Genomic DNA, 11,489 nt, shown 5'->3' on the forward strand with positions numbered 1-11,489 from the left:
ACTTAAGGCGGTGCTTCTACCCTTCGCAACCCTCGGCGGGACGACGCTTCTCGACTACCTGTCGCTCGTGAACGTGTAGCAGGCGATCTTGCTCATCGCGGCACGATTCCGACAAAGGGCCCTGAGGCCACGCTTACGAGGACTTCACCCCAGCGCCTGCAACGCGAAAATGACGACCCAGTGAACCCGCAAGGTATCGACTAGAAGCTGATCTATGCGCTCAACCGCGCAAGCAGTCTGGAGCTGTTCCAGCTGAGCGCCATCCGTACGTGGGTTCACCTACCAGTAACGCACGTCGAGCGACATTCGCGACCTTGGCCCTCTCTCAGAAATGACAACCCCGCCTCTGCGGGCGGGTTCGGGGGCCATCGGGGCCTTGCACCCGGCCGTAATCAGTACGCACCTATGGAAGCTTGGCGAGGATCGCGTCCATCTCGCTGCTCGAATACGCGCGAAGCGAATGAAAACGCACGTTGCCCTGCGTGGCCGTGGCAAGGCTGAACGCCGCCAGCGCCTGCTCGTCCTCTGCCTCAATTATGGAAACAAGGTCGAACTCTCCCATGGTCCAGAGGATTTCCCGCATGTTGACGCCGAATTTCTTCGCAGCCTCTCTGGCGGCGGCGGCGCGTTTGGTCGTGTCTTTGACCGTTTGAATGCCCTTATCGGTGAAGCTCATTAAACCAACGTAGGTGACCATGTCGTCTCCTTCCATGAGCGGCCGGATAGCAACTGCCTCGAACCGACGCGGCCGCCTAACGTCGTTCAAGCTCACTGGCAGTGAAATGACCTGCGAGTCGTCGGCAGGGCGAGCACCCTGCTGGAAGCAGTCCTCGAGCGGGACCGGCGGCAGGGGACTTCACTGAGAGATACCGGGACCGGTGTGATGCTACGCGCTACTACAGCAATAGCAAGATTTGACGTCTCGGCTCACTCAGAGTGAGTCTCGCGAGAAGCTTACGCATGGCGCCCCGAGGCGCCTGGCGAGGCGACGCCCACAGCTGGAAAAAGGCAGCCACGGCTTTTCGGACCGCGCCCTCAGAAGCTGGGGACGTCAGAGTCCTTCGGCCTGGACGCGAGTGCCTTCTGCACCTCTGAGAACCGGTCGCCAAAATAGGCATCGAGCCGCTCTTCAGCGGCGTCGGCGTCCACGGCCTGAATCTTCTCAACGACTTTCGAAACGTCAAGCGATTGCCTGCTGTGCTGGTAACAAGCAGAGGCGGCGACTGCAACGTACATGAGCACCGATGCGTGAATGACCCTGAGTAAGTCCATAGCGACCTCCTGGGTGGTGGAAAGCCGAAAAGTGCTGGATGAAACGGGAGCGAGGGGCCTGCCTGGGACGGCATTCGCCCAGAACGCAGATCCGATGCCAACGCACGACACGTTGCGTGCAGTACTGCGCCACAACGCGCGCAGTCAGTTCTGCCCGGCCAGAGGCCTCCCACAGCCTGTCGATCCAGACGATGGCTTCGTAGAGGTCATCGCGGTCGCCGGTCGGGTCGTACCTGTCTAATAAGGCCGTGGCGAGTTGCAGGTTCGCAAATTCGCTTCCACTCCCCGCTTCATCGCGAAGTTCATCGAGCCTCGACCGCCCGGCAGAAGACGAGGAGGCGTTCGAGGCGAACCGGATCGGTTTGCGCGGTGGCTCGACATTCGAGGGTGCTCTGGGCGTCACCAGGGCGAGGGCAACGCCAAAGGCCAGCATTGCCATGGCCAAGCCAGCCATGGATTGACCTCGCCTTGAGGATCGAAGCATGGATTGGCCCCTTCTTTGCCGCTGGAGAATCTCGCGAGGCGTCGGTCGGCGGCGATCAATCACCCCTGCGGGCTACGTGCAGCCTTCACCAGAAGAAGAACCCTGGCGACCCAGCGTCGACCGCAGCATTCGGCGCACTCACCATCGTATAGACGCTTGTAGTTAGCACAATATTCTTAACGGCCTAGTCGCGACGATCATGGACGGGCAACCGAACTTCGTTTCAACCGAGACGTCACCGCCAGCGCCGCAGCGCTGCAGCGTTGCAGACACCAAGGTAGTGCGCAGTGAAGCGCGAAGCCTGAAAGCTCCATCGCTTTGGGCAGCCCTCATCAAATGGGATAGAGACAAAGGCTCAATAGAGCCCTTTGCTGCACTGCAACGCAGATCCTGCGTTCGTACGCTGCGACTCAGCGCTGGAGCCTCACATGACCTGCTTTGTGAACAGATCCGCGCTACTCGCGCTCGTGTTGGCGGTAGCGGGCCTCGGCCAAGCTGCCCTGGCGGCGCAGGCCCTTCCAACTCTGCATGCTGATTCGTCGCGGACCTCAGTATCCGGGCTGTCGTCTGGTGCGTTCATGGCAGTCCAGTATGGCGTTGCCTACTCATCGAGCGTGAAAGGGATTGGCGTTGTCGCCGGCGGACCGTACAACTGCGCATTCGTGAACATCGGCGGCATCATGACCTGCATGTCCGGCGTTCCGACAGGCTCTATGTCATGGGTGGCGGCTCAAGGCTTTGGGGCGCTTGGCCAAATCGATCAGCCTTCAGGCATATCGAAGCTCAAAGTCTACGTATTCGGCGGCACCAAGGACCAGGTCGTCCATCCCGAAGTCGTGGCGGCTACCCGCGATTTCTTCGTCGCCGCGGGCGTGACGCCCAAGAATCTCGCTTATGTCAACAAGTTCCCAGCTGGCCATGCATTCATCGCGGCGGCATTCGGCAATGCCTGTGGAACCAATGGCACGCCGTACATCGACCAATGCCCAGATCGGCGTATCGCATACGACCAGCCAAAGGCCATCCTGCAGCACATCTACGGCCCACTGAGCCCGCCGGCGACTGCGCTGTCGTCAACAGTTCGTCCATTCGACCAAACGCCCTTCGCGAGCGTCGGCTCGAGCCTGGATACGGTTGGCTTCGTCTACATACCGAAGTCCTGCGTGACCGATGCGAGCCATTGCGGAGTGCACGTTGTCTTCCACGGCTGCAAGCAGGGCGCGCAAAGCGTCGGCAGCGATGTTTATTCGTCGGTCGGCTACAACCGATGGGCCGATTCCAACCGTCTGATCGTTTTGTACCCGCAGGTGGTCACCAGTGCTGTGTTTCCAAGCAACCCTGAGGGCTGCTGGGACTGGTGGGGCTACAGCGGTCTGAACTTTCAGGTGCGTGGCGGCGTGCAATTGACCGCTATTAAGTCAATGGTCGATCAGCTGACGGCCCCATAAATTCGCCTCACGCACTTTTGCTCGCATCGTCGGGCGGCACCTTGTTCGGTCACTTGCAGCAAGCCTCCGAGTGCCTGCTGTCTTTGCCCTCGCCCGGCAATGGCTGTACGACGACCAGTTGCTCTCGTCGAACTTGACTCGGCCACGGGAGAGATTATCCTGACCACTGTGCCCGCTACGACCCGCAGCTTCTGAGCGATTTCAGGCGGCGCGCGCAATGAAGCGGCTCTTGCGGATACCCTCGCGGCGTCGATGAACAGGTGGGCAAGTGGGCTCAGCGTCCGGTTCTTCAACGTCAGGATCCCAATCGAACGGGAAGTCGATGGCCAACGGCTTGATGGGTAGGTCGCGGGCCATGCGGGATGCTTCACGCGGAAGAATCGCGAGGTATCGACCGGTGGCGAGCAGCTGATGGCACAGCGGCGTCGAGGTCGAAACCCGCGCCACGGGTGGCGCCAGTCCGTGCGCCGCAAATGACGCATCAATATAACGGCGTACCGGACTGTCCAGGGGCGGCAGCACCCAGCTAGCGTCTTGCAGGTCCTCCAGCTTCAGCTTGCGTCGACGAGCCCAGGGGCGACGGACCCCGGCCAGCTAAGCAGCTACTCGCACGATGGGTCCGCTTCAATCGGTCTAGGCCCTCATCTGCGCGTTTCACAGCGCCCAGCCCGCTACCGGCGAGCTGAACCAGCGGCGTGCTGATATCGAACAAGGTCGCGGCGAGCAACGCCAGAAAACCTCCCCGTAGCGCGGGAATGTGCATAAACATGATGCTGGCCATCATCAAGAAATATCAACGCCCGTGGATACCCGACGACCCGGCTGGCCGCATGCGATCAGCGGCATCGAGATCCACCCAGCGGCGAACATCGCTCCGCTCAGCGTCGGGCTGATCCGTGCCGCCAGGCTGCGCAGCTCAGCCGTGAAGCTCGCAGCGGCGCTGCGCTCCGCGGGCGTGACGATGGCCATGACGTAGGCGGTGCGTGTGGGCACGTCCATCCAAACTACAGGGCGCTGCGGACAATGAGCATGCCAGCGGCCGACCCCGGAGCGGGACAGCGATGACCTGCTCTCCTCGGGGCCGGGCTGACTGATGACGAGGGGTTCCGCGATCGCGCTCCCATGACAAGCATTTCCCTGGGCATGTCGAATTCGCGGCGCAAGGCTGCAGGAGGCTCGCAGACGATGGCGTCTGCATGAGTCGGCGTGAACTGCGTGAGCAGGCCAGCCATCGTGGGCCTCCTCGCGTTTCGACGGCGCGGTGTCGCGAGTCGGCGTAATCCGGCCACCCGGAGTCGGCATATACCGGCCACTTGGCGTGGCGCCGAAGGGCATCTCGAAGCACCCATTGACGGTGCTATTTTGACGTGTTTTCGGAGCCCTTCTGGGGTGTCTTTCTGGATGTCGGAGCGACCTTCGGATCGCGATACGACGGCCCATCGAGTTCAAGGCAATAGGCGTTGTGGCGCAACCGATCCAGCGTGGCCRAGGCCAGCAGCTGATTGGTCGCAAACGCCTGATCCCATTCGTCGAAGTCGAGATTTAATGCGGAGCCAGTTTTTACGCTGAGTTGAGCGAACTCACCGCGCAATGCAACCCTGTTCTTGCTGGGCGTGTGCCCGGCGGTCGACGCGACGCGACTCCGCATAAAGTGGCATGCCTCCCCTGTCAACATGGAGGTCGTCATGCTCTCAAAGTTCTTTAGCGAGTCGGCGCGGATGTACGCGATTCACGAGGGTCCATCGGGCCCGCTGCTTGAAGATTTCGCCGGCTACTTGTTCCGAAGTGGCTATTCGAAGATCTCAGCCCGTCGGCACATTCGGTCCGCGGAGCACATCGTTCACTGGGCGCTCCGCAATAATCTATCGGTCGACGGTTTAGATGGCCCCGATCTCGAGCGCTTCGATAGGCATCTCTGCCGATGCCGCTGCGGTCGGTTCTACTGCGCGGCTCGCGTAGAGATTCTCACCGGAGCACGCTTGTTCCTCGCGAATCTGCATGGCGCGGAAGGCGCTGCCATCCGCCTCGCCGAGGCAGTCGCTGCGGAGTCGGAGTTGTTCAAGTCGTTCTGTCAGTGGATGAGAGACCAACGCGGCTCGGCCGATGGAACGCTGTCCAACTACGGAAGGCCGATTCGAGAATTGATCCGTCTCATCGACGAGGATCCCAGGAAGTTGACCGCGCGCTTTTTGCGCCAGTTCGTTATGGAGCGAAGTCAGAAGGTAGGTTGGGCAGCGGCAAATCACTGCACGACTGGGCTGCGGATGTTCCTTCGCTTCTTGATCGCCGATGGTCGATGCTCGTCTGTATTGTTGGGCGCCATCCCCAAGCTGGCCCATTGGCGCCTCAGTTCGCTGCCGCGAGTCCTTGCACCAGCAGATGTTGAACGCATCATTGCGTCGTGCGACTTGTCGTCACCGGTGGGCAAGCGGGACCGAGCCATTCTTCTGTTGCTTGCTCGATTGGGACTGCGGGCGGGCGATATCGTGCAATCGCGCTTGCAGGACATCGACTGGAAGGAAGCAACAATTCAGGTCTGCGGGAAGAGCCGCCGGCAAACACAGCTGCCCCTGAGTCAAGAGGTCGGGCAAGCGATCGTGGACTACCTGCAGCACGGGCGGCCTGCGAATTGCGTTGATGAACTCTTCCTTCGCTCTCGTGCCCCGTTCAGAGGCCTGAGGTCGCACGCCGCCGTTTCGGTGCTTGTCGACAGAGCCATATGTCGTGCCGGGGTTTCCAAGCCGGGCCGAGGTGCGGCGCATCTCCTGCGTCATTCTGTTGCCAGTTCCATGTTGCGGCAAGGCGCGTCGCTGCAAGAGATCGCGGATCTGCTTCGGCACAGGAGCGTGGAGACCACGCAAATCTATGCCAAGGTTGATGTCACCTCGCTGCAGCAGATTGCCCAACCGTGGCCGGAGGTGGCACCATGCTAAGCCGGGCCGTTGAATCCTATCTGTCAGAGCGACGAGCCGCTGGCTTCCACATCAGAACCACAAGCTTCAACTTGAGAGGCTTCGCAGCGTATGCGGATGGACTGGGCCAGCGTTGGGTCAAGTCTCAGACGGCCATAGATTGGGCGGCAAAGGTTCCGTCGATTCATCAACGGGCCCGCCGGTTGGGAGACGTCGAGCGGTTGGCTCGATATCTGCGCGCCGAAGATACACGCCACCAAATCCCACCCAAGATCTTCGGCAGTGCAAGTCGGCCTCGGCCGACTCCGTACATCCTCTCCGATGAGCAGATCGCCGAACTCATCCGGTTGGCCGCCCAGTCGGGCTACCGCACTTTGCGAAGGAAGACCTACAGCACGCTGTTCGCGCTGCTGTCGTGTACAGGGCTTCGCGTCTCAGAGGCCATTCGATTGCGATACGCCGACCTCGCGGCAGATGGCCTGCTGATCCGCGACACGAAGTTTAGAAAGAGCCGACTGGTCCCATTGCATGAGAGTGCTCGCGCTGGCTTGGAGCGTTACCTGCAGGACCGACGTCCGTATGCACCCTTCGACGATCACGTATTTATCTCGCTGCGTCGTAAGCCGCTGCTATCGGCCGACGTTGACTGTGCCTTCCGAACGGTGGCAGCAAAGATGGGGTTGCCTCGAGGACGAGGGAATCGTCGAGCGACGCCACATTCACTCAGACACGCCTTTGCGGTTCGCGCGCTACAGACCTGTCCAGACGGGCGAGATCACATCACGAAGCATTTGTTGATGCTCTCAACCTACTTGGGACACACCAAGGCGGCCGACACGTACTGGTACCTTGAAGCAGTGCCAGAGCTCATGCGCAGCATTGCTGAGCGTTGCGAGATGCACGTCGCCGGAGGTTGGGTATGACTTCGCTCGCCCCGCATGTGACGGCGTTCTTCAACGAGCGCCTGACTCTCGAACGACGCGTGAGCGTGAACACCAGTGATTCGTATGCCTACGCCTTCAGGCTGCTCTTGGAGTTTGCGAGCAATCGTCTGCGGGTGGCGCCATCAAGGATGACGTTCGAACAAATCGACGCTCCATTGGTGGTTGGCTTCCTTCGTAACCTGGAGACCAATCGCGCGAACGGCGCCAGCTCACGGAACGTTCGTCTGGCTGCAATCAAGTCGTTCATGCACTTCATGGAATACCGGATTCCGTCGGCTCTTGAGCAGATTCAACGGGTCCTCGCAATACCCATGAAGAAGACGGATTCGCGATTGGTGCGGCACCTCGGCAGGGATGAGATTCAGGCCTTGCTCGACGCTCCGCAGCCAATTGACTGGCCGGGCATCCGAGATCGTGCAATGCTGCATCTGTGCTTCGCGGCCGGACTGCGCGTTTCTGAGCTCACCGGCCTTCGCCTCGACGACCTGTCGCTGACTCCACAGGCCAGCATTCTTGTTCATGGCAAGGGTCGTAGGGAGCGCTGCTTGCCATTGTGGAAAGTGACCACCGTGGCGTTGCGCGCCTGGTTGGCTGTACGAGGCCCAGCTCAAGCTCCGGAGCTCTTCGTAAATGCGAGGCGTGAGCCGATGACCCGGTCAGGCTTCGAGTACATCCTGGAGAAGTACGTCCGCATCGCGGGCGAGCGATGTCCCTCTTTGAATGAGAAGCGTATATCTCCTCACGTCTTGAGGCACAGCTGTGCCCTGGCCATCTTGGACGCGACCAAAGATCTTCGAAAGGTGTCGCTGTGGCTCGGACATGTCAACATGCAAACGACCGAGATCTACACGCGCGCTGATCCGTCCATCAAGCTCGAGGCCCTCAACGCCAACACTGCTCCGCATCTCAGATCGGGGCGCTTCCGCGCCAGCGACAAGTTGATCGCCTCGCTGACATCACCTTCTTTTATGCGGCGCGAAAATCGTTCGAAGTAGAGCAAGAGTCAGGCTCTCGGGGAGGGGAGTCTGCATAACAATCTTGGGCGCATTAAATCTCGAATGCGCTGCAGCGCATTCGAGATTGCTCGTAACGATGGTGGCGCAGCGCTCGTAGCGCTCGGCGATCAGGTCGTGCAGATCTTCATCGGCCGGCGCGCGCATTGGCTTCAGGCCGAAGTCGTCAATGATCAGGAGGCTCACGCGCGACAGCGTGGCCAGCTTGCGGTCATAGACACCGGTGGCGCGCGCGGCGTTCAGGCTTTGCGTCAAGCTCGAGCAGGTGGTGAAGACCACGTCTACGCCCTGGCGCACCGCACAGTGCCCGAGCGCCTGGGCTAAATGGCTTTTGCCGATGCCGCTGGGCCCGACGATCAGCACCGGCGCCTTCTCCTGCAGGTAGCGCCCGGTGGCCAGATCGTGGACGAGCGCGCGGTTGAGCTTGGGCAGCCGCTCGAAGTCGAACTGATCGAGCGTTTTGGTGGCGCGGAACTGAGCGCGGCGCAGGCGCATGGAGAACTTCTTGCCCTCGCGCCGGGCGACCTCGTCGCCCACGAGCATGGCCAGGAACTCGGTGTAGGCCAGCTTGCCCTGGATGGCTTGACGGTTGCGCGATTCGAGCGAATCCAGGAAGCCCGAGAGCCGCAGGAGCTTCAATTGCGGGGCCAGTTCGGGACTGGGGTTGATGGGGTTGGTGTTCAAGGTATTGCGTTTCTCGTGAGGGTGGATCGGGGGKTTGTGTWGAGGGGTRSTCGYCGTTGGGTGGTGSTCTCCTCCTGGCTGGGTCRATGAAGCGTGGTCGRCTCGGCGCCGAACAGGTCGGCCGCGCTGCGCGTGAAGCGCGCACGGGCGTAGGCCGCGGGGGTCTGCGTATCGATCAGCGGCTGCTGGTCGGCGCCGGTGGACAGAATCGTCTTGACGGTGCGGTAGTGAGGACTGTTGTGCGCCAGCGCCCTGTCGCACGCGGCCTCCAGTCGGGCCGCTCCATAACGCTTGCCCATGGAGAGAATTCCTTGTGCGGCGCGCAGCCGCTCGGCAATGCGGTCGCCCAGCAACCTGTCCACCAGTTCGGTGCAGCGCGGCCCGACCGCCTGCGCTTGCGTCGCGCACCAGCGCCGGTCGCGCTCGAAGAAGTTGCGCGCCTCGGGCGGCAGGTGATCGAATATGGTCACGCGCTGGCCCGCGCGAAGCGCCCTCGGATGGGTCGCCAGATGCCGGTAGTCCTGGTACAGCGCCACCACGGTGTCGGTGGCACGAAGCCACAGCGTCTGGCCCACCAGGGAGAAGGGCGCCGAGTAGAACGCRCGATCGTGCTGAACGTGACAGTCGCGATGCAGSACCACACGGTGCCAGGTGCCAAGGTCCGGCGTGACGCCAGGTAGCCTGCGCAGCAGGGGCCGCTCCAGCGCATACAGCGACAGCGGCTGCTCGCGCGTGGTGCCGTGCATGCGGGTGCCAGCTTCTTGCATGACCCACTGCCGCGCTTGTGCGTTCAAGTCGCCCAGATCGCGGAAGGTCCGCGTGGGCAGGAAGTTGCCTTTGATGTATTTGACCCCCGCTTCGACGACRCCTTTCTTTTGCGGATCCCGTGGAGGGCAGGCGTCGATTTTGAAGCCGTAGCCCTCGGCGCATTCGGCATAGGCGCGTTGTACCAACGGGTCGTGGCTGCAAGCCTTGACGATGGCGCACTTGGCGTTGTCGATGGTCACGCGCTCGGGAACCCCGTCGAACCACTCGAAGGCACGACGGTGGCAGCCCAGCCAGGTGGCCGAGCTCTGGTCCCATACGAATTCGACGTACTGGTGGCGGCTGTAGCACAACGTCATGACGAAGGCCCAGGTGCGCCGCGGCTTGCCGTCGGGGTGGGTGAGCACGGGGCCGGCGCCGAAGTCGACCTGGGCGGCTTCGCCGGGAGCGAAGCTCAACCGCACCGTGACCTCGGGCGGCTGCTCGCCGCGCAGCTGGCGCAGCATGCGCACGACGGCCGAGTAGCTGCCGCCGTAGGCGTGCTCTCGCTTGAGTGCTGCGTGGATGGCACGGCCCTGCACGCCCGCCTCGTGCCAGCGCTTGACCACATCGCGGTGTGGCTGGACGCTGGAGATGGTGGAGCTGGCCACTCGCCGGCCTTGACCGAGCGCCGTGGCGATGGCCTCGTCGCCGGGCACCTCGGCACTGACGTCGAGCCAGCCTTGCTGCTGAGCCACGGCTCGCAGCTCGCCAAGCTTGTCGCGACCCATGAGGCCAGAGCGCGCGATCTCGCGCACGGAATCGCCCGCGCGCAGCCGCACGAGCACTTGTCGGTACTGGAACATCTCGATTCTCCTGCGACCCACGACGGTCACCTCCTGAGCAAAAAGCCCGGAAGGTACCGCGTGGATAAACGAAGCTTCGAGACGCCTTCGGCGCTGCTGGTGGCCGGATTACGCCGACTACGCAGTGGCCGGTATATGCCGACTCTGCGCTGGCCGATATATGCCGACTCCCAGCACGCCGTCGCCTGGCCTCAGGTGGCCGGAATACGCCGACTCTGAAGTGGCCTGATTACGCCGATCGCCGACATGGGCGGACCGGAGGTGGAGGCGTACCTGAGCTGGCTCTCGAACGATCGCGAGGTCGCAGTCTCAACGCATCGCCAGGCGTTATCGGCATTGCTGTTCCTCTACGGCAAGGTGCTGGGCATGGCGTTGCCCTGGATGGCTGGCATCGGACGCCCGCAGATCAAGCGACGCCTGCCGGTGGTCCTGAGCCAAGCCGAGGTGCTGGCTGTCTTGGACCACATGGAGGGAACCCATCGGCTCCTCGCACAGTTGCTGTATGGCACCGGCATGCGGATTGCCGAGGCGCTGTAGCTGCGGGTGAAGGATCTGGACTTCGATCACGCCGCCGTCATCGTTCGTGAGGGCAAAGGCGGCAAGGACCGGCTAGTGATGCTGCCGCAGAGCCTGGTCCATGGGCTGCGCTTGCAGCTCAATTCAGCTCGCTCGGTGTGGACGAGAGACCAGGAGGCCGGAAGCGGCGGCGTCTTCATGCCAGACGCCCTTGACCGCAAGTATCCGAGGGCCGGTGCGTCGTGGGCATGGTTCTGGGTGTTTCCCCAGGCCGAGCACTCCACCGACCCTCGAAGCGGCGTGGTCAGGCGCCATCATCTGTATGACCAGACCTTCCAGCGTGCATTCAAACGGGCGGTGACCGCTGCCGGCATTACCAAACCGGCCACGCCGCACACCCTGCGTCATGCCTTCGCGACCCATTTGCTCCAAGCCGGCTACGACATCCGCACCGTTCAGGAGCTACTGGGGCATGCCGACGTAGCGACGAGCTACACGCACGTGCTCAAGGTCGGTGGCGGCGCCGTTCGCAGCCCAATGGATTCGCTGGCTGCTCGGGCGAGTGCTTGAGGGCTGGCACATCGGGCTGTTACAAAGCTACAAAGC

General features: G+C 62.1%; 12 protein-coding genes and 1 pseudogene. 6 read left to right on the forward strand and 7 right to left on the reverse strand.

The window, feature by feature from the left end:
• Nucleotides 1–403: 403 nt before the first annotated feature.
• Together AC1DY5_RS24960 and AC1DY5_RS24965 are read right to left on the reverse strand one after the other, a co-directional pair.
• Entirely contained in the window at nt 404–697 is a 294-nt protein-coding gene (locus tag AC1DY5_RS24960) for a GYD domain-containing protein (protein WP_478115718.1), read from the reverse strand.
• Between the two features lie 338 nt (nt 698–1,035).
• Nucleotides 1,036–1,272 carry a hypothetical protein gene (locus AC1DY5_RS24965; protein ID WP_478115720.1) on the reverse strand — a complete coding sequence of 79 codons (237 nt, stop codon included), beginning with the start codon at nt 1,270–1,272 and terminating at the stop codon, nt 1,036–1,038.
• Nucleotides 1,273–2,184: 912 nt separating this feature from the next.
• Between AC1DY5_RS24965 and AC1DY5_RS24970 the strand changes: the two genes are divergently transcribed.
• On the forward strand, nt 2,185–3,204 hold the full coding sequence (locus AC1DY5_RS24970) for an extracellular catalytic domain type 2 short-chain-length polyhydroxyalkanoate depolymerase (protein WP_478115722.1): 1,020 nt from the start codon (nt 2,185–2,187) through the stop codon (nt 3,202–3,204).
• 201 nt (nt 3,205–3,405) lie between these two features.
• Here the strand turns inward: AC1DY5_RS24970 and AC1DY5_RS24975 are convergent, their stop codons facing one another.
• From AC1DY5_RS24975 to AC1DY5_RS24985, 3 genes and pseudogenes are all read right to left on the reverse strand, one after another.
• A complete protein-coding gene (locus AC1DY5_RS24975) occupies nt 3,406–3,798 on the reverse strand; it encodes a LysR substrate-binding domain-containing protein (RefSeq protein ID WP_478115737.1) in 393 nt (130 codons plus the stop codon).
• Between the two features lie 231 nt (nt 3,799–4,029).
• A pseudogene (locus tag AC1DY5_RS24980) lies at nt 4,030–4,244 on the reverse strand (MFS transporter); the annotation flags it as partial.
• A gap of 317 nt (nt 4,245–4,561) precedes the next feature.
• Nucleotides 4,562–4,891 (reverse strand): ATP-binding protein, encoded by a 330-nt coding sequence (locus AC1DY5_RS24985; RefSeq protein ID WP_478115724.1) that lies wholly within the window; start codon nt 4,889–4,891, stop codon nt 4,562–4,564.
• Between AC1DY5_RS24985 and AC1DY5_RS24990 the strand changes: the two genes are divergently transcribed.
• The 3 genes from AC1DY5_RS24990 (at nt 4,890) to AC1DY5_RS25000 (ending at nt 8,055) form a co-directional block, all read left to right on the forward strand.
• Complete coding sequence (locus AC1DY5_RS24990; RefSeq protein WP_478115726.1) at nt 4,890–6,137, forward strand: site-specific integrase; 1,248 nt, start codon at nt 4,890–4,892, stop codon at nt 6,135–6,137. The genes AC1DY5_RS24985 and AC1DY5_RS24990 overlap by 2 nt on opposite strands.
• A 71-nt stretch (nt 6,138–6,208) precedes the next feature.
• A complete protein-coding gene (locus AC1DY5_RS24995; protein ID WP_478115727.1) occupies nt 6,209–7,039 on the forward strand; it encodes a tyrosine-type recombinase/integrase in 831 nt (276 codons plus the stop codon).
• Nucleotides 7,036–8,055, forward strand: coding sequence for a tyrosine-type recombinase/integrase (locus AC1DY5_RS25000; RefSeq protein ID WP_478115729.1), 1,020 nt, complete (start codon nt 7,036–7,038; stop codon nt 8,053–8,055). The genes AC1DY5_RS24995 and AC1DY5_RS25000 overlap by 4 nt, the downstream gene beginning before the upstream one ends.
• Here AC1DY5_RS25000 and istB read toward each other — a convergent pair.
• Together istB and istA are read right to left on the reverse strand one after the other, a co-directional pair.
• Entirely contained in the window at nt 8,017–8,742 is a 726-nt protein-coding gene (istB, locus tag AC1DY5_RS25005; RefSeq protein WP_478115739.1) for an IS21-like element helper ATPase IstB, read from the reverse strand. The two genes, AC1DY5_RS25000 and istB, sit on opposite strands and share 39 nt — an antisense overlap.
• Before the next feature lie 11 nt (nt 8,743–8,753).
• Entirely contained in the window at nt 8,754–10,367 is a 1,614-nt protein-coding gene (gene istA / locus AC1DY5_RS25010) for an IS21 family transposase (RefSeq protein WP_478115731.1), read from the reverse strand.
• Nucleotides 10,368–10,613: 246 nt separating this feature from the next.
• Between istA and AC1DY5_RS25015 the strand changes: the two genes are divergently transcribed.
• Nucleotides 10,614–10,904, forward strand: a complete 291-nt coding sequence (locus AC1DY5_RS25015) for a phage integrase N-terminal SAM-like domain-containing protein (protein ID WP_478115733.1) — start codon at nt 10,614–10,616, stop codon at nt 10,902–10,904.
• Between the two features lie 6 nt (nt 10,905–10,910).
• A complete protein-coding gene (locus AC1DY5_RS25020; RefSeq protein WP_478115735.1) occupies nt 10,911–11,453 on the forward strand; it encodes a tyrosine-type recombinase/integrase in 543 nt (180 codons plus the stop codon).
• The last annotated feature ends 36 nt before the right edge of the window (nt 11,454–11,489 follow it).

This window comes from Variovorax sp. P4_D9 (assembly GCF_056401695.1).

Coding starts and splice junctions, on each gene's coding strand:
- AC1DY5_RS25015 (WP_478115733.1), top strand. CDS start 10,614: ATGGGCGGACCGGAGGTGGAGGCGTACCTGAGCTGGCTCTCGAACGAT.
- AC1DY5_RS24965 (WP_478115720.1), bottom strand. CDS start 1,272: ATGGACTTACTCAGGGTCATTCACGCATCGGTGCTCATGTACGTTGCA.
- AC1DY5_RS25000 (WP_478115729.1), top strand. CDS start 7,036: ATGACTTCGCTCGCCCCGCATGTGACGGCGTTCTTCAACGAGCGCCTG.
- AC1DY5_RS24990 (WP_478115726.1), top strand. CDS start 4,890: ATGCTCTCAAAGTTCTTTAGCGAGTCGGCGCGGATGTACGCGATTCAC.
- AC1DY5_RS24970 (WP_478115722.1), top strand. CDS start 2,185: ATGACCTGCTTTGTGAACAGATCCGCGCTACTCGCGCTCGTGTTGGCG.
- AC1DY5_RS24960 (WP_478115718.1), bottom strand. CDS start 697: ATGGTCACCTACGTTGGTTTAATGAGCTTCACCGATAAGGGCATTCAA.